This window comes from Amycolatopsis sp. CA-128772 (genome assembly GCF_002904295.1).
GTDB lineage: Bacteria > Actinomycetota > Actinomycetes > Mycobacteriales > Pseudonocardiaceae > Amycolatopsis.
Genome location: NZ_PPHG01000007.1, coordinates 33,792 through 53,480, shown reverse-complemented (window position 1 = coordinate 53,480; position 19,689 = coordinate 33,792). Strand labels below are relative to the sequence as shown.

18 protein-coding genes are annotated in these 19,689 nt (G+C 71.7%); 7 read left to right on the top strand and 11 right to left on the bottom strand.

The window, feature by feature from the left end; genetic code table 11:
* The first annotated feature begins 4 nt into the window (after nucleotides 1-4).
* The gene (locus C2L59_RS02890; protein WP_103347944.1) at nucleotides 5-472 is read left to right on the top strand and encodes a heme-degrading domain-containing protein; all 468 of its coding nucleotides are present in this window, start codon (nucleotides 5-7) and stop codon (nucleotides 470-472) included.
* Between the two features lie 125 nt (nucleotides 473-597).
* On the top strand, nucleotides 598-1,809 hold the full coding sequence (thrS, locus tag C2L59_RS02885; protein ID WP_255410230.1) for a threonine--tRNA ligase: 1,212 nt from the start codon (nucleotides 598-600) through the stop codon (nucleotides 1,807-1,809).
* Here thrS and C2L59_RS02880 read toward each other — a convergent pair.
* The 5 genes from C2L59_RS02880 to C2L59_RS02860 all read right to left on the bottom strand — a co-directional run bounded on the left by C2L59_RS02880 (nucleotide 1,796) and on the right by C2L59_RS02860 (nucleotide 6,699).
* Entirely contained in the window at nucleotides 1,796-2,638 is an 843-nt protein-coding gene (locus tag C2L59_RS02880; RefSeq protein WP_103347942.1) for a MerR family transcriptional regulator, read from the bottom strand. The two genes, thrS and C2L59_RS02880, sit on opposite strands and share 14 nt — an antisense overlap.
* A gap of 113 nt (nucleotides 2,639-2,751) precedes the next feature.
* The gene (locus tag C2L59_RS02875) at nucleotides 2,752-3,579 is read right to left on the bottom strand and encodes an ABC transporter permease (protein ID WP_103347941.1); all 828 of its coding nucleotides are present in this window, start codon (nucleotides 3,577-3,579) and stop codon (nucleotides 2,752-2,754) included.
* A complete protein-coding gene (locus tag C2L59_RS02870; RefSeq protein WP_103347940.1) occupies nucleotides 3,576-4,469 on the bottom strand; it encodes an ABC transporter permease in 894 nt (297 codons plus the stop codon). The genes C2L59_RS02875 and C2L59_RS02870 overlap by 4 nt, the downstream gene beginning before the upstream one ends.
* Nucleotides 4,466-5,509 (bottom strand): ABC transporter ATP-binding protein, encoded by a 1,044-nt coding sequence (locus C2L59_RS02865; RefSeq protein ID WP_103347939.1) that lies wholly within the window; start codon nucleotides 5,507-5,509, stop codon nucleotides 4,466-4,468. Before C2L59_RS02865 ends, C2L59_RS02870 begins: the two co-directional genes overlap by 4 nt.
* Nucleotides 5,506-6,699 carry an extracellular solute-binding protein gene (locus tag C2L59_RS02860; RefSeq protein ID WP_103347938.1) on the bottom strand — a complete coding sequence of 398 codons (1,194 nt, stop codon included), beginning with the start codon at nucleotides 6,697-6,699 and terminating at the stop codon, nucleotides 5,506-5,508. The genes C2L59_RS02865 and C2L59_RS02860 overlap by 4 nt, the downstream gene beginning before the upstream one ends.
* 95 nt (nucleotides 6,700-6,794) lie before the next feature.
* On the opposite strand from C2L59_RS02860, the gene C2L59_RS02855 reads away from it, so the two are divergent.
* The 3 genes from C2L59_RS02855 to lysA all read left to right on the top strand — a co-directional run bounded on the left by C2L59_RS02855 (nucleotide 6,795) and on the right by lysA (nucleotide 9,886).
* On the top strand, nucleotides 6,795-7,499 hold the full coding sequence (locus tag C2L59_RS02855; protein WP_103347937.1) for a GntR family transcriptional regulator: 705 nt from the start codon (nucleotides 6,795-6,797) through the stop codon (nucleotides 7,497-7,499).
* Nucleotides 7,496-8,401, top strand: coding sequence for a dihydrodipicolinate synthase family protein (locus tag C2L59_RS02850; RefSeq protein ID WP_103347936.1), 906 nt, complete (start codon nucleotides 7,496-7,498; stop codon nucleotides 8,399-8,401). Before C2L59_RS02855 ends, C2L59_RS02850 begins: the two co-directional genes overlap by 4 nt.
* Before the next feature lie 141 nt (nucleotides 8,402-8,542).
* The gene (lysA, locus tag C2L59_RS02845) at nucleotides 8,543-9,886 is read left to right on the top strand and encodes a diaminopimelate decarboxylase (RefSeq protein WP_103347935.1); all 1,344 of its coding nucleotides are present in this window, start codon (nucleotides 8,543-8,545) and stop codon (nucleotides 9,884-9,886) included.
* Here the strand turns inward: lysA and C2L59_RS02840 are convergent.
* The gene (locus C2L59_RS02840) at nucleotides 9,864-11,414 is read right to left on the bottom strand and encodes an APC family permease (RefSeq protein WP_103347934.1); all 1,551 of its coding nucleotides are present in this window, start codon (nucleotides 11,412-11,414) and stop codon (nucleotides 9,864-9,866) included. The genes lysA and C2L59_RS02840 overlap by 23 nt on opposite strands.
* Nucleotides 11,415-11,677: 263 nt before the next feature.
* Here C2L59_RS02840 and C2L59_RS02835 point away from each other — a divergent pair, with 263 nt between their 5' ends.
* On the top strand, nucleotides 11,678-12,154 hold the full coding sequence (locus C2L59_RS02835) for an Lrp/AsnC family transcriptional regulator (protein WP_103347933.1): 477 nt from the start codon (nucleotides 11,678-11,680) through the stop codon (nucleotides 12,152-12,154).
* 43 nt (nucleotides 12,155-12,197) lie between these two features.
* Here C2L59_RS02835 and helR read toward each other — a convergent pair whose 3' ends face one another.
* Together helR and C2L59_RS02825 are read right to left on the bottom strand one after the other, a co-directional pair.
* Nucleotides 12,198-14,402, bottom strand: coding sequence for an RNA polymerase recycling motor ATPase HelR (gene helR, locus C2L59_RS02830; RefSeq protein ID WP_103347932.1), 2,205 nt, complete (start codon nucleotides 14,400-14,402; stop codon nucleotides 12,198-12,200).
* 101 nt (nucleotides 14,403-14,503) lie between these two features.
* The gene (locus C2L59_RS02825) at nucleotides 14,504-16,321 is read right to left on the bottom strand and encodes a LamG-like jellyroll fold domain-containing protein (protein WP_103347931.1); all 1,818 of its coding nucleotides are present in this window, start codon (nucleotides 16,319-16,321) and stop codon (nucleotides 14,504-14,506) included.
* Between the two features lie 79 nt (nucleotides 16,322-16,400).
* On the opposite strand from C2L59_RS02825, the gene C2L59_RS02820 reads away from it, so the two are divergent.
* Nucleotides 16,401-16,793 (top strand): glyoxalase/bleomycin resistance/extradiol dioxygenase family protein, encoded by a 393-nt coding sequence (locus tag C2L59_RS02820; protein WP_103347930.1) that lies wholly within the window; start codon nucleotides 16,401-16,403, stop codon nucleotides 16,791-16,793.
* Here C2L59_RS02820 and C2L59_RS02815 read toward each other — a convergent pair.
* The 3 genes from C2L59_RS02815 to C2L59_RS02805 form a co-directional block, all read right to left on the bottom strand.
* Nucleotides 16,769-17,251: a DUF6328 family protein gene (locus C2L59_RS02815; RefSeq protein ID WP_103347929.1), complete on the bottom strand. Its 483-nt coding sequence runs from the start codon at nucleotides 17,249-17,251 to the stop codon at nucleotides 16,769-16,771. The genes C2L59_RS02820 and C2L59_RS02815 overlap by 25 nt on opposite strands.
* A gap of 96 nt (nucleotides 17,252-17,347) precedes the next feature.
* Nucleotides 17,348-17,737: a TIGR03667 family PPOX class F420-dependent oxidoreductase gene (locus C2L59_RS02810; protein WP_103347928.1), complete on the bottom strand. Its 390-nt coding sequence runs from the start codon at nucleotides 17,735-17,737 to the stop codon at nucleotides 17,348-17,350.
* A gap of 69 nt (nucleotides 17,738-17,806) precedes the next feature.
* Nucleotides 17,807-19,663 (bottom strand): DUF2339 domain-containing protein, encoded by a 1,857-nt coding sequence (locus tag C2L59_RS02805; RefSeq protein WP_233223240.1) that lies wholly within the window; start codon nucleotides 19,661-19,663, stop codon nucleotides 17,807-17,809.
* Between the last annotated feature and the right edge of the window lie 26 nt (nucleotides 19,664-19,689).

Here is a 19,689-nt window from a genome sequence, read left to right as displayed (position 1 = left end):
GCTCATGACGGAAGCCGAACGCCTCGCCCAGCTCTTCGAGCAGGAGGAACGCCTCCAGTTCACGAAGTTCGACAACGAGACCGCGCTCGCCCTCGGCCAGCAGATGCTGGACGACGCGGCGGACCGCGGGCTGGCGTTGACGATCTCGATCCGGCGCAACGGCCAGCGGCTCTTCCACGCCGCGCTGCCCGGGACGTCGGCCGACAACGACGGCTGGATCGACCGCAAGAGCCGGGTCGTCGACCGCTACGGGCACAGCTCCTTCCTGATCGGGACGCAGTTCCGCGCCAACGGCGGCTCGTTCGAGCAGCACTCCCGCCTGGACCTCGGCCAGTACGCGGCGCACGGCGGCGTGTTCCCGGTGCTCGTGCGCGGGGTCGGGCCGGTCGGCACGGTCGGCGTGTCCGGGCTGCCGCAGGCCGAGGACCACGCCTTCGTGGTCGAGCAGCTGGAGCGGTTCCTGGACGCCTGAAAAGGACTGGCGGCCGCTGCTACCGTTGTCTTCATGAAGCGCGCTGCACAGACGACGACGCCGGAGAGTGTCCCGGCGCGCTGAACGACGTTTCCGAGCCCGGGGCGGTTGCCCCGGGCTTTGTCCTGTGGTCTTCCGCCTCGCCGTCCACGAGGGAGTCCACGATGTTCGACCACCACCAGCTCGGCCGCGAACTCGGCCTGTTCGGCACCGACCCGCTGATCGGCGCCGGCCTGCCCTACTGGCTGCCCGACGGCGCGACCGTCCGGCACAGCCTGGAGGAGTACGTCCGCAACGTCGAACGGCGCGCGGGGTACCGGCACGTCCACTCGCCGGTGCTGGCCAAACGCGAGCTGTACGAGCTCTCCGGGCACTGGTCCCACTACCGCGACGACATGTACCCGCCGATGGACGTCGGCGGCGAGCAGGTCGTGCTGCGGCCGAGCCTCTGCCCGCACCACGCGCTGATCTACCGGTCACGCGGCCGCAGCTACCGCGAACTGCCGCTGCGGTTCGCCGAACTCGGCGCGATGTACCGGGCTGAGCTCTCCGGCGTGCTCAGCGGGCTGAGCCGGGTGCGCGCGATCCAGCTCAACGACGCGCACATCTTCTGCACCCTCGACCAGGCCGAAGCCGAGGCGAAGGCCGCGCTGGCCCTGATCCGCCGGGCGTACGACGCGCTCGGCATCAAACCGGCCCGCTACCGCCTGTCCCTGCCCGGCCCCGGTGGGAAGTACGTGTCCGGGGACTGGGAGGGCGCCGTCGCCATCCTGCGGTCGGCCCTCGACGGCCTCCCGTACGACGCCGCCGAGGGCGAAGCCGCCTTCTACGGACCGAAGATCGACGTCCAGATCGCCGACGGCGCCGGCCGCGAATCGACCCTCTCCACCGTCCAGGTCGACTTCCACCAGCCCGCGCAGTTCGGCCTGGAGTACGTCGGCGCGGACGGCGCGAAGCACCGGCCGGTCATGCTGCACCGGAGCATCATCGGCAGCGTCGAACGCGCGGTGGCCCAGCTGATCGAGGTGCACGGCGGCGCGTTCCCGGCGTGGCTGGCGCCGGTGCAGCTCCGGCTGCTGCCCCTGTCCGACGCGGAACTGCCGTACGCCCGCGAGGTCCTGGACCGGTGCGACGACCTGCGGGCCGAGCTCGCGCCGGACGGCAGCCTGGGCGCGCGGATCCGGGACGGCCGGCTGGTGCCGTACCAGGCCGTGATCGGTCCGCGGGAGGCCGCCGCCGGTCAGCTCTCCGTGCGGCTGCGCGACGGACGCCGTCTCGACGCCCAACCGGTCGAGGACGCCCTGGCATCGATCCGGGAGGCGGTCAGGCGGCCATGACCTCGGCCAGCCAATCGAAGGCGGGAGCCAGGCTTTCCGGTGCCGCCCAGCCGTTGATCACCCCCAATAGCTCCAGATAGCGCTCACGGCGCGGATCGTTGACCACGCCGAGCCAGTCCCGGAGCTCGCCGGGATCGCGCCCCAGGCCGTCGACGATCGCCTTCGCCGCCGGTGACTTCGGCACGATCCCGGCCACGACGGCCGGGGTAACGGCGTCCCGCACCTCGGCCGCCAGGTCACGACGCAAACCCCCTTCATGTCCGTCCGCGAGCCGGCGCAGGTTCGCCCGGAACTCCCGGTCCCGCATCAGCGCGGTCAGCTCGGTCCACGCCTCGGCCTGCTCGGGGCTGGGGTCCTCGGGCAGCTCGGGCGTCAGGGTGCGGGCGATCCCCGCCAGCTCGGGGCGCTCACCCAACGCGTCGGCGAGGAAGTCACCGATCAGGCACTGCCGCTCCACTTGGGACAGCAGAAGCCGCTGGCGCGCGAGGCTCGCCTCCTCGGGTGGCGAGCCGCGGTTCGCCACGGCGTCCAGCACCGCCCGTCGTCGGCGCAGCACGCCGATCTGCACTTCCACCGCCGCGGAGTGCTCCGCCGCGACCTCCGCGACGGTGGTGTCACCTTCGATCACGCGCCGGATCGTGGCGAGGTCGATGCCGAGGTCGCGGAGGACGCGGATGACGTCGAGCCGGGCGAGCGCAGCGTCGTCGTAACGGCGCTGGCCCGCGGCGTTGCGCCCGGACGGCGGCACGAGGCCGCGATCCGAGTAGAACCGGACCGCCTTGACCGTCAGGCCCGTCCGGTGTGCGAGTTCGCCGATCGAATACTGCATGCCGCAAGCGTGGCAGCTCCCCTCGGGGGAGGCGCAAGACCTGCGAGTTCGCTCGATCGTGTCGATCATGCGTTCGACTTTTCGCGCTACAGTCGAACGCATGAGCGAACAGGTCAGGTCTCCTCCCGGATCCGGGTCACCAGCTGGGTCGGGTTCACGAACCGCAACGCGACGAGAAGGAGCACGAGCATGGACGCGGTGTAGATGGTCGCCATGGCGTCGACCGACTGGTTGGCGCGGATGCCCGCGGCGAACACGGAGTTGTACAGCGCCACCACGAGGGTCGTCGAGTCCGGGCCGGCGGTGAGGAACGTCAGCTCGAACATGCCGACCGTGCGGACCAGCACCAGGATCGACGCGGCCAGGATGCCCGGCAGCAGCAGCGGGCCCAGGATGCGGGTGAACACCGAGCCGGTCCGCGCGCCGGACATGCGGGCCGCGGCCTCGATCTTCGGGTCGATCTGCTCGATGAACGGCGTCATCGTCAGCACGACGAACGGCACCGACGGCACCAGGTTGGCCAGGATGACGCCGGTGATCGTGCCGGCCAGGTGGAACTTGTACAGCACGGTGGCCAGCGGGATGCCGTAGGTGATGGGAGGGATCAGGATCGGCAGCACGAACAGGAGCATCACCAGGCGCTTGCCGGGGAACGAGCGACGGGCCAGTGCATAGGCGGCCGGGACGCCGACCGCCACCGACACGGCGATCACCACCAGGGCGACGATCGCCGTCGTGAGGAAGACGTCCGACAGGCCGAACTCGCGCCAGGCGTCGGCGTACCAGTGGGTGGTGAAGCCGTCCGGGAGCCAGCTGCCGAACCACTGCGTGCCGAACGAGTCGACCACCACCGAGAGCACGACGCCGGCGAGGTTGACGAAGAAGAACGCGACCACGGACCAGACGACCCAACGTCCGGGACGCGCGACCCAGCCGGTCATCCCTTGCCTCCGGTCGCTCCGCGGTACAGGGTAGCGCGCCACGCCATGACCAGGCCGATCACGATCAGCATGAGCACCGCCATCAGCATCGCGACGGCCGAGCCCATCGAGTAGTCGTACTCCTCGAAGGCCGCGTGGTAGGCGGCGATCGAGATCACGCGCGTCTCGTTCGCCGGGTCGCCGACGAGCTGCGCGCTCGGGAAGACCGAGAACGCCATCACGAACGAAAGGCAGAAGGTGATCGCCAGGCCGGGAGCCAGGAGGGGCAGCGTGATCCGCCGGAAGCGCTGGACGCCGTTGGCGCCGAGCGTCGCGGCCGCCTTCTCCAGGGACGGGTCGATGCCCGAGAGGTAGGACAGCGTCAGCAGGAAGGAGAACGGGAAGCCGGTGATGACCAAGGACAGCAGCACGCCGGTGTAGTTGTGGATCAGCGGCAGCGGCTGGTCGGTGATGCCCAGGACGGTGAGCACCTTGTTCAGCCAGCCCGCGGGTCCGCCGTACATGATCAGGCCCTGCGCAGTGAGCACCGTGCCGAGCGTGATCGGCACGACCAGGATCGTGGTCAGGAGGCGTTTGCCGCGGACGCGGCCGCGCATCACGTACGCGATCGGAATGCTCGCGAGGACGTTGATGAACGTCGCCGGCAGCGCGATGCCGAGCGTCGTCCAGATCGTGTCGCGCAGGTACGGGTCGCCGAAGAACCGGGCGTAGTTCGCGAAGACCCCGCCCTTGCGCGGGGCGAAGGACAATTGGAGGCCGTAGAGGAACGGATACAGGAACAGGCAGGCGGTGACCAGCAGGCCGGGCACCAGGAGCAGCAGGGTGCGGTCGATGCCGCGTTCGGCCAGCCGGTGCCGCAGCGCCGGGCGGGCGCTCGCCACGGCCGTCACGGCTCGAACACCAGGACCCGCTCGGCCGGGACGCCGATCTTCGCGGTGTCGCCGGGGGCCAGGCGCTCGTCGGTCCGGAAGTAGACCGGGACCCCGGACGCCAGCCGGGCCGAGACCGACAGCTCGCGGCCGTGGTACTCGACGATCTCGGCGGTGACGTCGAGGGCGTTCTCGGTGCCGCCGCCGACGACGAAGTCCTCCGGGCGGATGGCCACCTTCGCCGGGCCTTCGGTGAGCGAGCCGCGGCCGGTGAGGCGGACGCCCGCGCCCTCCACGGTGACCGACGAGCCCGCGGCGCCGGTGACCGTGGCGTCCAGGAGGTTGCGGTAGCCCATGAAGGACGCGACGTAGCTGTTGACCGGCTGCGCGTAGACCTCCTCGGGCGTGCCGATCTGCTGGACGGCGCCCTCGCGCAGCACGACCAGGCGGTCGGCCAGCGACAGCGCCTCCTCCTGGTCGTGGGTGACGTACACCGTGGTCAGGCCGAGCGTCTGGTGGAGGCGGCGGATCTCCATCCGCATCTCCAGGCGGAGCTTGGCGTCCAAATTGGACAACGGCTCGTCCATCAGCACCACCGGCGGCTCCAAGACCACCGCGCGGGCGATGGCGACGCGCTGCTGCTGGCCACCGGACAGCTGCGCGGGGAACTTCGCCGCGTGTTCGGTGAGCTGGACGAGCCGGAGGGCCTCGTCCACCCGGCGCCGGGTCTCGGCGCGGCCGACCTTGCGCATCTTCAGGCCGAACCCGACGTTGGCGCGGACGGACATGTGCGGGAACAGCGCGTAGTTCTGGAAGACCATCCCGAACCCGCGCTGCTCCGGCGGCCGGCCGTCGATGCGGGCGTCGTCGAGCCAGATGCTGCCCGCGGTCAGCGGCAGCAGGCCGGCCAGGCAGTTCAGCGCCGTCGACTTGCCGCAGCCGGACGGGCCGAGCAGGGCGACGAACTCGCCGCGCGCGATGGTGAGGTCGAGGCCGCGCAGGGCGTTCGCGGTGCCGAAGCTGCGCGAGACGCCGTCCAGCCGCAGCTGCCCGAACGTCACTTCTTGCCGACCTTCGAGCCGCCGACCAGCTGGTTCCACTTGTCGAACGCCTTCACCTGCTGCTCGGCCGGCAGCGAGGTCTCCTTCGGGTACTGCGCGATCCACTGGTCGTACTCCGGGCGGCCGAACTGCCGAAGGGTGTCCTGGCTCTTCTGCGGCGCCATCTGCAGGGTGACGTCCTTGACCGCCGGGCCGGGGTAGAAGTACCCGTCGTCGTAGGCGATCGCCTGCTGGTCCGGCTTGAGCATCCAGGCGACCAGCTGCAGGATCGCCGACTCCTGGTCGGGCGAGAGGCCCTTCGGGATGAGCGCGTACTGGGCGTCGGTGACCCAGTGCATCGGCTGCATGACCGCCGTCTTGACCGTGCCGGGGACCGTGCCGAGCTTGCGCGGGTTGATGTCCCAGCCGGTCGTCGACATGATCATGTCCACCGAGCCGGACGCGAGGTTCTTCATCGTCTCGGTCGTGCCCGACGGGTAGTACTTCACGTACTTGCCGAGCTCCTGCAGGAACGTCCAGGTCTTGTCCCAGCCCTGGTCCGGGTCCTTCGGGTCCTTGTCGCCGAGCAGGTAGGGCAGGCCCATCAGGAACGTCCGGCCCGGGCCGGAGTTCGACGGCTGGGCGTACTGGAACTTCTCCGGGTGCGCCTTCGCCCAGTCGAGCAGCTCCTGCGGGGACGCGGGCGCGGCGGGCACCGCGCCGGGGTTGAACTCCAGCAGCGGGCCGGAGGGGTAGTAGACGACCTCGATGCCGTAGCCGTTGGCCAGCTCCTGCATCTTGGCCGCGGGCTCGAGGTAGTTCTGCATCAGGTTCGGGAACCGGCTCGAGAAGTCCGGCAGCACCTTGGCCAGCGTGCCGTTCGCGATGCCCGCCGAGAGGCCGTCGGTGCCGCTGAGGACCAGGTGCGTCTGGGCGACGCCACCGTCCTGCTCGGCCTTCAGCTTGCCCGCCATGCTCGGCGCGGGCGCCGTCGAATAGGTGACCTTCGCGAGGACTTCGGGGTGCGCGGCTTTGAAGTTCTCGATCATCTGCTTGGTGAGCTGCAGGTTGCCCGCGACGTCGAGGATGTTCAGCTCGACGGGTTTGCTCGGCTTGTCCGGCACGGCCTGGGGATCCGCCGCCTGGCCACCGTCGCCGCCGGGCGCGCCGCAGGCCGCCAGACCGGCGGCGAGGCCCACCGCCAGCAACACTCGTCGGAATCGGAAGCCGGTGCAACGCTGCATGGCTGCTCCCTAGGTCCGTGATAATGTTGTATGTCGCATCGTATATCAGATCGGACATGCCAGTGGCGAGCACTTCTTCGGCCCGGAGGCCGCCGCCGCCCGTCTCGCGGACGGATTTCGTGCGTGACGCGATCAAGGAAGCGATCTTGAGCGGCGAGTTCGGGCCGGGCGAAACGCTCGTCGAAGCCGAGGTCGGCGCCCTGCTCGGGGTGTCGAAGACGCCGGTGCGCGAGGCCCTGCGAATCCTGGCCGGTTCCGGTTTGGTCACGATGAGCACGTACAAGGGGGCGGCGGTCCGGCTCATGGACGCCGAGAGCGCGTACGCGGTCTATGACCTGCGCGCGCTGCTGGAACCCGAAGCCGTCCGGCGGGCCGTCGAGCGGGGCGCGGACTTCGAGCCCGCGCGGCAGGTGCTGGCCGGCGTCGAGACCGGTGCGGCGGCCACCGACCGCGCAAAGGCGAGCCTGGCCAACCGGCTGTTCCACCGCGCGCTCTACGCCGGGTGCGGGAACCCGCTGCTGGTCGAGGTCCTGGACGGGCTGCGCGACCAGGCCGCGCTGATCACCGTCACGGGCTGGGGCATCAGCCCGACCTGGCAGGGCGAGGCGGCCGAGCACCGGGCGATCCTGAACGCCGCCGAGAGCGGCAACGCGCGGCAGACCGAACACCTGCTGCGCAAACACATCACCGATTTCATCGACCGGGTCGCCTTCGAGCTGCCCGGCGACCGCACCACCGAGACCGGCGATCCGAAGGGGGCCCGATGACGTTCGAGGAGCAGAGGCGGCGGCTGTCCGGGGTGGTGGCGATCCCGGTCACGCCGTTCGACGCCGAGGGCGCCGTCGACGGCCAGACGTACGCGAAGCTGGTGGACCGCCTGATCACCGGCGGCATCGAGGTCGTGACGCCGAACGGCAACACGGGCGAGTTCTACGCGCTCGACGCGGCCGAAGCGCGGCAGTGCCTCGAAGTCACCGTCGAAGCCGCGGCCGGCCGGGCGAGCGTGCTCGCGGGCATCGGCCACGACGTGGCTTCGGCGACGCGCGCCGCGGTGCACGCGCGGGCGGCCGGCGCGGACCTGATCATGATCCACCAGCCGGTCCACCCGTACGTCTCGGACGACGGCTGGGTCGACTACCACGCGGCGATCGCGGCCGCGGTCCCCGAACTCGGGGTGGTGCTGTACGTCCGCAACCCGGCGATCACCGGCGAGCAGCTGCACGCGCTCGGCGAGGCGGCCCCGAACGTCATCGGCGTGAAGTACGCGGTTCCGGACCCGGTGCGCTTCGGCTCGGTCGCCCGCGACGCCGGCTTCGACCGGTTCGTGTGGATCGCCGGCCTGGCGGAGCTGTCGGCCCCGGGCTACTTCGCCGTCGGTGCGACCGGCTTCACGTCGGGGCTGGTGAACGTCGACCCGGCGATCTCCCTGGAGATGTTCCGCGCACTGTCCACAGGCGACTACCCGGCGGCGATGACGGTCTGGGAGCGGATCCGCCCGTTCGAGGAACTCCGCGCGGCGAACGGGAACGCGAACAACGTCAGCGTGGTCAAGGACGCACTGGGCCAGCTGGGCCTGTGCCGCCCGGACGTCCGCCCGCCGAGCCGGCTGCTGACCGGGCCCGAGCGCGCCGAGCTGTCCGGGCTGCTGTCCTCGTGGGGCCTGGCGTGAGTGACCCAAGTTACTCGCGCGTTAACAAGGAGTAAGCGGGCAAACCGCGGCCGTCAGGACGGCGTTCACGGGTGATCTCCGGGACCGCCCGCCGGGGTGTTCTGGCGGCAGTCCGATCCGCCGTGATGCCCGGAGGCACCCGTGACGCTCAGCGAGCTTCTTCCCAGCCTCGGCTGCGAAGCCGCCGATCACCTCGAGCCAGGAGTCTGGCCGCGAAGCACCCGACTCGGCGAAGACGGCGAGCTGCTCTTCGCCGGCGCGCCCGTCAGCCACCTCGCCGCCCGCTTCGGGACGCCGTCCTACCTCATCGACGAACAGCAGGTCCGAGACACCGCGCGCGAGTACCGCGAAGCGCTGCCGGACGTCGAAGTCGCGTACGCGAGCAAGGCGCTGTGTACGCGCGCTGTCCTGCGCTGGGTCGCCAAAGAGGGGTTGTCGCTCGACACCTGCTCCGCCGGCGAGATCGCCGTCGCACGCTCGGTCGGCTTCCCCGCGGAGCGCATGCTGCTGCACGGCAACGCGAAGACGCCCGAAGACCTGAAGGCCGCGCTCGGCTACGGCGTCCGGCGAATCGTCGTCGACTCGCTCGACGAGATCGAGCAGCTCGGCGCGCTCGCCCACGGCGCCCAGCAGGTGATGATCCGGGTGACACCGGGCGTCGCCGCCGGGGCGCACGCCGCCATCAGCACCGGCACCGAAGGCCAGAAGTTCGGCTTCTCGCTCCTCGACGGCGTTCCCGACAACGTCGACGCCGCCGTCGAAGCCGTGAAGAAGCAACCCGGGTTGCGGCTGCAGGGCCTGCATTGCCACATCGGCTCGCAGGTGTCCCGCGTCGACCGGTACGAGGCCGCTGCGCGCCGGATGGCCGAGGTCCTCGTCCGGATCCGCGACACCCACGGCGTCACGCTGCGGGAGCTCGACCTCGGCGGCGGGCACGCGGTGCCGTACGTCGGCGGCGAGCCCGCGTTCGACCTCGGCGGCTACTCGCGGCGGCTGCGCGTCGCGCTCGCGTACGAATGCGCGGCGCACGGCTTCCCCTTGCCCCGCCTGACGATCGAGCCCGGCCGGGCGCTCGTCGGGCCGGCCGGGATCACGGTGTACCGCGTGTGCGCGGTCAAGCGCGGCAGCCGCACCTTCGTCGCGGTCGACGGCGGCATGAGCGACAACGCGCGACCGGCCCTCTACGGCGCCCGCTACACCACGCGCCTGGTCGGACGGCGGTCGAAGGCGCAGCGCGTCCCGATGACCGTCGTCGGCCGGCACTGCGAAGCCGGTGACGTGCTCGCCGACGGCCTCAGCCTGCCCGCCGACCTGCACGCCGGCGACCTGCTGGCCGTGCCGTGCACCGGCGCCTACCACCACTCGCTTGCGTCGAACTACAACCAGGCCGGCCGGCCGCCGCTGGTCGGCGTGCGGGACGGCGTCGCCACGCTGCTGGTGCGCCGCGAGACCGAGGAGGACCTCAGTCGGCGGGACCTGGGCTGACGATGCTGTCGCCGCCGCGCGGCACGAACCCGCGCGGCAGGCGGCGGCCGGCGAAGAACTCGCGGCAGGCCCGGTGGACCGCGAACATCAGCGGCACCCCCAGCACGATCGACACCACGCCGATCACCGCGACGCCGCCGATGCCGAACACCGTCGTCTCGCCCGCGTCCGGCCGCGCGTACTCGATCAGCGCGAACACCAGTACCGCCAGGAAGAACACGCCGCCGGTGAACGGCAGCAGCCCGCGCAGCACGAAGTTGCGCACGCTCGCGAAGAGCGTCCGGCGGAACACCCAGACGCAGGCCAGCGCCGTCATCGTGTACTCGATGGCGATGGTCAGGCCCACCGCGTCGACCGAGTCGGCCAGCACGTTGTCGCTGATCAACGCGAGCAGCACGTACCCGGCCAGCGACACCAGCCCGAACGCCCAGGTCGCCACGGTGGGCGTCTGGAACCGCGAGTGCACGCGCCCGAAAACCCGCGGCAGCGCACCGTGGCTGGCCATCGACAACGTCGTGCGCGCGGCCGGCATGATCGTCGCCTGGCTGGTCGCCGCGCCGCTGGTGAGCACGGAAACGATCAGCAGCACGCCCAGGACCTTGCCCGTGGTGCCGTCGCCGAACACCGCGCCGCCGAGACCGGCCAGGACGTCCTCCGAGTTGGCTTCGTTGGCCAGGCCGATCCCCTCGGCGCCGACCCCGGCGAAGGCCAGCGCGGCAACCGTCACGAGCAGGTAGTTCAGCACCAGCAGCACCGTCGAGAGCACCGCGGCCCGCCCCGGCGCGCGGCGCGGGTCGGCCGACTCCTCGTTGACCGACAGCGAGCTTTCCCAGCCCCAGTAGATGAACACGGCCAGCAGGACCGCCGAAACCGCGGTGCCGGCGGAGACCCCGCCCGGCCACAGCCAGTCCAGCCGCGGCACCGACGCCTGCGGCCCGGCCGTGCCGTCGAAGACGCGGACCAGCGCGACGACCGAGAAGAGCACCAGGACCGTGAGTTCCACGCCGAGCAGGATCCACTGCGCCCGTGCGGACACCTCGATCCCGCGGTAGCAGAGCCAGCACAGCGCCAGCAGCCAAGCCGCGCCGATCGCCGTCGTCACCCACCGGTTGCCCGCCGCGTCCGTCGCGCCGAACAGCAGCAGCGTGTACCGGCCGGTGAGCGCGGACTGGCTGCTCATCACCAGCAGCTGCGCGACCGTGACGACCCAGCCGGTGAACCACCCGGCGTGCGGGCCGAACGCGCGGGCGGCCCAGGTGAAGTTGGTGCCGCAGTCGGGTTCCGCGGTGTTCAGCTCGCGGAAGGCGAAGGCCACGAACAGCACCGGCACGAAGGAGAGCAGCACGAACGCGGCGGCCTTGAACCCGGTGCCGGCCAGCACGATCAGCCCCAGCGTGGCCGCGATGGAGTACGCCGGCGCGGTCGACGACATCCCGATGACCATCGACGACACCATGCCGAGCGCGCCGCCGCGCAGTCCCTTGGCGGGAACGGCGGGGGCGACGCCGAGCGCCACGGCCTCGGACATGCGCGGGTCCTCCTGGGGGTATCGGTACGACAGAGCCGCCAGACGGTACCTGCCGCACAGCGGTACGCGCGTCCCGCTGTGCGCGGGCGCACAAAACCGCCTCGGAAAGCCTTGTCGATTTCCTCGCTGACCACCGATTCCTCGGCTGAGCGCGGCGTGTACGCCGAATCACGCGAAGCTGACGCGGAGGGCTCGCTTTCTCGGCAGGTCTCGATACGCTGCGCACTTGACAAATCACATGCCGAAACACAGGGAGGGACGGCATGGGTGACGAACCACGTGCGCGCGCGCTGGACAATACGGACAGATCGTTGATCGCCTTGCTCCAACAGGACGGCCGCGCCTCGTTCACCGCGCTCGCCAAGGCGGTCGGGCTTTCGGAGGGAGCAGTCCGCCAGCGCGTCCAGCGGCTGCTGCGTGACGACCTGATGCAGATCGTCGCGGTGACCGACCCCGCCAACGTCGACCTGACCCGGCAGGCCATGGTCGGCATCAACGTCGACGGCGCCGATCCCCGCGACGTCGCGGACAAGCTGTCCGAGCTCGAAAACGTGCACTACGTCGTGTTGTGCGCCGGGCGCTACGACCTGCTGGCCGAACTCGTCTGCCGGGACGACGACCACATGCTCGAGGTGCTGGGCGACGAAGTGCGCAAGATCCCGGGCGTGTCCGGGACCGAGCTGTTCGTGTACCTGAAGCTGGCCAAGCAGGACTACTCCTGGGGCCGGCTCACGGCGTAGCGGTACGGGGATGACGGGCCTGCACCCGCCACCCCCTCGCCCGCTACAGGAACCGCCGGTGCCCGGCCCGCGCCGGCACCCCGGCCTCGGCGAGGCCGGTCAGCGCCGCCGGGAGCGGATCCCGGTGCAGCACTCCGAGGCGCTGCGTGGCGCGCGTGAGCGCGACGTAGAGCTCGGCCGCGCCACGGGGACCCGCGGCCAGGATCCGCGCGGGCTCGACCACGAGGACGGCGTCGAACTCCAGGCCCTTGGTGGCCGACGGCGGGAGCGTGCCGGGTACGCCCGGCGGGCCGATCACGACGCTGGTGCCCTCGCGGCCGGCCTCGTCGCGGACGAAGTCCTCGATGGCGTCCGGGAGTTCGTCGTCCGTCACTCGTCTGGACCACGGCCGGACCCCGCACGCGCGCACCGACTCCGGCGGCCGCACGGCCGGCGCGAACCGGGCCAGCAGCGCGCCCGCGACGGTCATGATCTCCGCCGGGGTGCGGTAGTTCACGGTCAGCTCGCGGTACAGCCAGCGGTCGCCGGCGTACGGGGTGAGCATCGTCGCCCAGTCGCGCGCCCCCGCCGCGGACCGGCGCTGCGCGAGGTCGCCGACGATGGTGAACGACCGGCTCGGGCACCGCCGCATCAGCACCCGCCAGTCCATTTCGGACAGTTCCTGGGCCTCGTCGACGACGACGTGCCCGTACGTCCAGTCGCGGTCCGCGGCCGCCCGTTCGGCGAGGTCGCGCGGGTCGTGCTCGGTGAACCGCCCGGCCAGCTCGTCGGCGTCGAGCAGGTCCTCGGCGACCAGCGCGACGTCCTCGTCCAGCTCCTCGGCGTCCAGCTTCAGCAGTTCCATGACGCCGGAGGCGTACTCGGCCTCCGCTTCCGCCCGCTGCCGCGCGGCGGCACGTTCCCCGGCGTCGTCCCGGCCGAGCAGGTCGACCAGCTCGTCGAGCAACGGCACGTCGGACACGGTCCAAGCCGTGCCGTCCGCGCGGAACAAGGCCGGATCGGCCCCGGCGGCCTCGAGCCGGCGCGGCGACAGGTACAGCGGCGCCAGCAGCGTCTCCGGCGTCAGGTACGGCCACAGCCCGTCGAGCGCGGCGCCGAGCGCTTCGTGTTCCGCGAGCTCGGCGAGGACGTCGGCGCGCAGGTCCGCCCACAACCCACGGTCCGCCCGCGTCAGCCAGCCTTCCCCGATCTTCGCCACGACCCGCTCGGCGACGAGCGCGACGGCGCGTTCGCGGAAGACCGCGCGGGCTTCGTTGTGGGGCAGGCCGGTTCCGCGCGCTTCGAGCCGGGCCTCGGCCACGAGCTCGGCGTCGAGGGCCACGACGACGTCACCCAGGTCGATCGGCACCGGCTCTTCGGGCACCTGCTGGCGGTCGGCGACCGCGGCCGCCAGCACGTCGAGGATCCGCAGCGAACCCTTGAGCCGCGCGACTTCCGGCGTGTCCTCGGCTGTGACGCGCAGACCGGGGACGAGCCCGCCGGTGGTCCGGAAGACGACGTCCGACTCGCCGAGCGACGGCAGCACGCGGCCGATGTGGTCGAGGAACAGCGGGCTCGGCCCGACCACGAGCACGCCGCTGCGGGACATCCGCTCGCGCCGCGTGTAGAGCAGGTACGCCACCCGGTGCAGGGCGACGGCCGTCTTGCCGGTGCCGGGGCCGCCTTCGACGACCAGCACCCCGGCGTGGCCGAGGCGGATGATCTCGTCCTGCTCGGCCTGGATGGTCGCGACGATGTCCCGCATGCCCTCGCCGCGGGGCGCGTTGACGGCCGCGAGCAGCGCCGCGTCCCCGCGTTCGGCCTCGCCGGGACGGCCGAAAACTTCATCGGTGAAATCGAGGACCCGGCGGCCCCTCGTGTGGAACTGGCGACGGCGGCGCATGTTTTCCGGCGTCGCCGCGGTGGCGACGTAGAACGGCCGCGCCGCCGGCGCCCGCCAATCCAGCAGGAACGGTTCGTAGTCGTTTTCCGCGTCGAACAGCCCGATCCGGCCGATGTAGCCGGTTTCGCCCGAAAGGGCGTCCAACCGGCCGAAACAAAGCCCGTTGTCGGCGACGTCCAGCCGGGCCGCCTCCCGCGACCGGCGCCGGACGTCGGTCTCCCGTTCCCCCGGTGTCACCCCGGTTTGCCCGAGAGCCCCGTGGTAGCGGGCCTGCGCCGCCGCGCGCTCGCGATCGAGCCGCTCGTACAGCGCGGCGACGTAGGCCCGTTCTTCCCGCAATTCCTCGTCGTACCCCTGGTTTGACAAGTTCCCCTCACAGCGGTTAGACTCATATCAGGTTCGGCGATCGCTCCCGATGTTTCTGGAGAGCACGCCGATTTTTTATTGTCCACCCGCTGTCAAGGGCCTCAGCCCAGCATGAATTCACGCGGGTTCAACGGCCGGTCGACCACCCGCACGTCGCCCAGCAGCCCCGCGAAACTGCGGTCGACCTTGCCGTCGTAGGACGACGCTCCGACCAGCCACGAGCCGCCCGGATCGGCGAGCCCGGCCGCCGGCGTGGCCGGGTTCCGGACCACCGGGCAGCCGTCGACGTACATCGTCGTGCGCCGGCCGTCGTTCACCACGGCGACGTGCCACCACTTTTCGACCGGCAGCTCGTGGCCCCAGTTGGTCGACGTCCGGTTCTGGTTCAGCGGGTAGACCGCCCACTGCAGCTCCCCACCGTCCGAAAGGGACAGCGTGGCCGCCGATTCCTTCGGGTCGTCGCCGGTCTTGCCCGCGGCGGCGCCGCTGCCCTGCCGGGCGAACAGGCCGCACCAGCCGTGGTGGCCGTCCTTGAAGTTCGCCGGCAGCCGGAAGAACGCCTCGACGGTGTAGCCGCGCTCGAACTTCAGCTGGTTGATCGGGGCCGCGTCGACCGTGCGCAGGTACGCCCCCCGGCTGGGATCGCGGCCGCCGTCGAACCGCAGGCTCGCCCGCGACGGCTGCCGCGGCGAGAACTCGCTCGAGTACTTCAACGCGTCCGGCCCGCTCCCGGGCGCGGTCACGCGCGTGAGGTCGTTGCCGCGGCCGGTCCGGTCCAGCACGACGACGTCGGCCGGCACGGTCTGGCCGTCCTGACCACCCTCGAAGCGCCAGTACGCGACGGTTCCGGGGATCAGCAGCTGCTTCGCCGGCCTTGCGGGTGGCACCGGCACCGGCGCGAAGCCGCGGAACCGCTCGGCGAAGTCGATCTCCAGGCTGAAGTAGTCGGCCGCGCCGCTGCGTTCGACCTCCACCTGCTGCATTTCGCTCAGGTGGTCCTGCGCGGCGAGCCACGGCGAGAACGTCCGGACGTCGATCACGCCGCGCGCGAGGTCGAACTGGTAGAGCCGGACCATCGCGCTGCCGCCGTAGTAGCGGTCCTGGTAGTTGGCGAGGTGGACGTGCACGTCGTGGCCGGCCGCGTTCTTCCGGACGGTGCGCCCGGTCGGCCAGTAGTGCCCGTTGAGGGTCAGGAAGATCTGGTCGTTGCCTTGGACGAGCTCCTGCCAGACGTGCTCGCCGAACGTGGAGAACTGGGCCTGGTGGTCGTCGTCGGCCCAGACGAGCTCGTGGATGGTCAGGATGGCCGGCAGCGTCGGGTGCTGCGCGAGGACCTGCTTCGCCCAGTTCAGGCCGCCCGCCGAGGGCCGCCAGTCCAGCGCCAGCAGCAGCCACTCGCGGCCGCCGCCGCGGAAGATGTGGAACGTGTTGTAGCCGTCCTTCGACGCGCCCTTGAAGGTCGGCGAGTTGCGCTGGCGCTGCGGGCCGAAGGCGTCGAGGTACGGCGAGGGGCCGCGCTGGTCGTCCTTCGAGCCGTCGATGTCGTGGTTGCCGGCGAGGGTGCTGTACGGAAACCGGCGGCGGTCCAGCGCCTGGAACGACCGGCCGATCCGGGCGAACTCGTCCGCCCGGCCGTTCTGGGTGAGATCGCCGAGGTGGGCGAGGAAGACAACGTTGTCGGCCGCCTCGTCGAGGACGTACCGCAGCGAGGCGTCCAGCGGGGCCGCGTCGCCGCGGTCCTCGTCGAACAGGTACTGCGTGTCCGGCATGACCACGAGCGTGAAGCGCGGATCTTCGGGGTCCGGGCGGTGCCGGCCGGTGGCTCCGGCGGCCGGGGCGCCGAGGACGTTCGGCAGGGTCGCCGCGGCGGCGACGGCCGGGGCGCCGAGGAGGAAGGTCCGGCGAGAAGTGTCAGTCACGGGCCGGAAGCTACGGGCGGCTTCCGACCGCACAGGCAACTGCTGCCGAACACGGAATGAACAGCGGTACTGTGCCCGCATGAGCGGCCCGCGGGTGTTCCGGTTGATCCAGCCCGTCGACGACATCGAGGTCGCCGTCGCCTTCTACGCCGCCGTCTTCGGCGCTCCCGGCGAGCGCGTCTCGGTCAACCGGCACTACTTCACCTGCGGCGGGGTCGTGCTCGCCTGCGTCGAGGCCCCGCCCGCGCACCGCGAGCCGCGGCCGGGGAAGGACCCGCGGATCGTCTACCTCGCGGTCGACGACGTCGAGGAGACGTTCGAGCGGGTCCGCGCCGCCGGGCCGCGCTGGGTCGACGACTCGATCGAGACCCAGTTCTGGGGCGAACGGTCGTTCTACGCCGACGACCCGTTCGGCAACCCGCTCTGCTTCGTCCAGGAGGACACGCGCTACTTGGGCGGACCGCTCGGCTGAGCGCCCGGGTTCAGCCGGAACGGCATGACGAACCAGAGGATCCCGAAGATCAGCAGGCACAGCACGCCCAGCACGACCATGGCGATCCAGCCGTAGACCACCTTGGCGATCAGCGCGACCGTCGAGGTGATGGCCAGCGCCAGGCAGACCAGCCCGACCAGCACGAACCGGTTGCCGACGGTCAGGATCCGCTCGCGGCTGCCGGTGCGGAACAGCAGCCGGTGCCACGCCGCGGGCGCGGTCAGCAGCGCCGTGGCCGCCACCGCGAGCGTCACCGCGGACAGGTGCAGCGACTTCTCGAACCCGCTGGCGTCGTGGAACCGGTCGGTGAACACGACCGACAGCAGGAAGCCGAACAGGATCTGCACCCCGGCCTGCGCGACGCGCAGTTCCTGCAGGAGCTCGCCGACGTTGCGCGTGAGCTGCTCGTTGCGGGTTTCGCCGGTGTGTTCGGGCACCGATTCACCTTAACCGGACATGGAGGTGTCCACACGACGGCGAATCCGTGACTTTCTTACCAACTCCCGGGTTGCGACCGTCCGAATTGGACTACATCAGAACCCCCAGGTGCGCTCGGGCACCACGCGGATGCGGACGGAGTACTTGCCGTCGAACCCGTCGGCGGTCAAGCCGATCCCCGCGTAGTGCGGGCCGTACTTGTCGAGGTAGCCGGGCGCCTCGGACGCCTTGCCCTTCTCCACGTGCGCTTTCCCGGTGACGACCAGGATCGAGCCGCCGTGCTCGTCGCTGTTGAAGTGGAAGCTCACGTCCGGGTTCGCCTCGATGTGCCGGAGCTTCGCGGTGCCGGGTTCGCTGAACAGCACGATGTCGTCGCCGTCGAGGACGAACCACACGGGCCGCGGCGCGGGCCGGCCCTTCGGCGTGACCGTGGTCAGCCAGGCGATCTTCTCGCCGGCGCGATCGGCGAGCTTCGGTGTGGCCATGTCGGTACCCCCTGGTCGTCGGGCTGGTGATCCAGGTAACCACGGGGCACCGACAATTTCCTCCCGCACTTAACGTGACGCGACCCGCCGCGCGTACCGCGTCCCGGCCGCCAGCAGCACCAGGCCGGCCCCGAGGAACGCGCCCACCCGGGCCAGCCCGTCCAGCGCCGAGAGGTCGAACAGCACCAGCTTGAGCACCGCGGCGCCGACCAGGATCAGCCCGGTCACGCGCAGCGCCACGACGTCGATCCCGCGCAGCAGCAGCACGAGCGCCGCGACCGTCCAGGACACCGTGATCAGGGCGTGGCCCAGCAGGAACCCGGTCCGGCCGGGAACGGCCAGCAGGGCACCGCACAGCACCACCCCGGCGGCGCCGTAGAGCGCCGAGACCCCGGCGAGGAGCCAGATCGGCAGGTCGTCGGCCGGTCCGCGGAACACCGCCAGGCGCGCCGCGGCCCACGGCAGCGCGACCGACACGGCGAGGATCAGCACGGCGACGGCGAGCGCGCCGGCCAGCTCGGCGACCGGCCGGTTGCGCGGCACGATCAGCAGCGCGGGCGTGACGTCGAAAACGACGCCGAGCAGGCCGCCGATGGACGCGAACCCGAGCGCGGCGGCGAGCGCACCCCGGTTGCGCCCGCCCACCGCGGCCACGACCAGCAGCAGCGCCTCGCCGAGCAGCACCCCGGCCCGCGCGGGACCGTCGAACTGGGTGACCGTCGCCTGCAGGATCGCCAGCAGGCCGGCCAGCCCGGCCACCTGGCCGGCGAAGCCGGGCCACCAGCGGCGGGCGGCCCAGACGCCGAGCAGGACGACGCCCGCGCCGGCCGCGATCGGCACCGCCTGCGCCTTCGGCAGCAGCACCGCCGCGATCAGCGCCGGCAGCACGGCGGTCGCCAGCACGGACAGCGCCGCGGGGTCGTTCTCGCGGCGGCGCAGCACGATCAGGGCGAGCACGATCCCGGCGACCCCGGCCCCGCCGGCCGCGGCGGTGTTGGCCCAGCTGCCGCCCGCGCCCAGCACGGCGGTGCTGATCACCGAGGCGAGCAGCGGCGGGATGCCGGCGGCGAGCGTCAGCGACGACCAGTCGCGGCGCAGCTGCACCGGCGCCGTCGCGAGCTGCACCATAAGCAGGAAGGTGACCAGTTCGGGGGTGAAGCCGCGCACGATCATCGGCGCGCACACGACGCAGCCGACGACGACGGCGGAGGCCAGCAGCGGCGACTCCCACCGCACGGCGACCAGCAACCCGCCGACGGCGACCAGCAGCCCGGCGGCGAGCCCGGCGAGCACCGGCAGGAAGCCGTACAGCGTGGTCGCGGCGACGGCGTCCAGGTAGAGCGTGGCGATGCCGGTGGCGGCCAGGGCGAAGGCCCCGGTGCGGCCGGCGGGCTTGCGGTGCAGCCACACGCCAGTGCCGGTCAGCGCCAGCCCGAACCCGGCGCCGACGAGCACCCGCGGCAGCGGCCCGAGCCAGCCCCGCTGCACGGCCAGCACGAGCAGCAGGACGACGCCGAGGAGCGTGACGGCCCCGCCGACCCAGGCGAGCACGCGGCTGCCGGCGCCTTCCTTGCCGAGCTTTTCGCCCAGCGTCTGGCGCGGAACGGGCTGGTAGGGCGGCGCGGGCGGGTACTGCGGCGGCGGGAAGTACTGCTGCTGCGGCGGCTGCCAGTGGTACTGCGGCAGCGGGACCGACTCGGGCCGGGCCGGCCGGGGCGCCTGGGGCGGGGGTTGCGGTGGTCCGGCCGGCTTGGGCTGTTCAGCCTGCTTCGGCGGCTCGGGCTGTTCGGCCTGCTTCGGCGGCTCGGCCGGTTCCGGTTCCCCGTCCCGGACGGTCCGCAGTTCGGAACCCACCAGGGCGAGACGACGCCCCAGGTCGTCGATCTCGCCGGCGAGCCGGAGGAGCACATCTGCTTCGGTGGTCATACCGGACAGGGTCACGCACCACGCCG

Excerpts from the sequence above, each read along its gene's own strand:
- C2L59_RS02890 (WP_103347944.1), top strand. The coding sequence starts at position 5 with ATGACGGAAGCCGAACGCCTCGCCCAGCTCTTCGAGCAGGAGGAACGC.
- C2L59_RS02880 (WP_103347942.1), bottom strand. The coding sequence starts at position 2,638 with ATGCAGTATTCGATCGGCGAACTCGCACACCGGACGGGCCTGACGGTC.
- C2L59_RS02875 (WP_103347941.1), bottom strand. The coding sequence starts at position 3,579 with ATGACCGGCTGGGTCGCGCGTCCCGGACGTTGGGTCGTCTGGTCCGTG.
- C2L59_RS02850 (WP_103347936.1), top strand. The coding sequence starts at position 7,496 with ATGACGTTCGAGGAGCAGAGGCGGCGGCTGTCCGGGGTGGTGGCGATC.
- C2L59_RS02840 (WP_103347934.1), bottom strand. The coding sequence starts at position 11,414 with ATGTCCGAGGCCGTGGCGCTCGGCGTCGCCCCCGCCGTTCCCGCCAAG.
- C2L59_RS02835 (WP_103347933.1), top strand. The coding sequence starts at position 11,678 with ATGGGTGACGAACCACGTGCGCGCGCGCTGGACAATACGGACAGATCG.
- C2L59_RS02820 (WP_103347930.1), top strand. The coding sequence starts at position 16,401 with ATGAGCGGCCCGCGGGTGTTCCGGTTGATCCAGCCCGTCGACGACATC.
- C2L59_RS02810 (WP_103347928.1), bottom strand. The coding sequence starts at position 17,737 with ATGGCCACACCGAAGCTCGCCGATCGCGCCGGCGAGAAGATCGCCTGG.
- C2L59_RS02805 (WP_233223240.1), bottom strand. The coding sequence starts at position 19,663 with ATGACCACCGAAGCAGATGTGCTCCTCCGGCTCGCCGGCGAGATCGAC.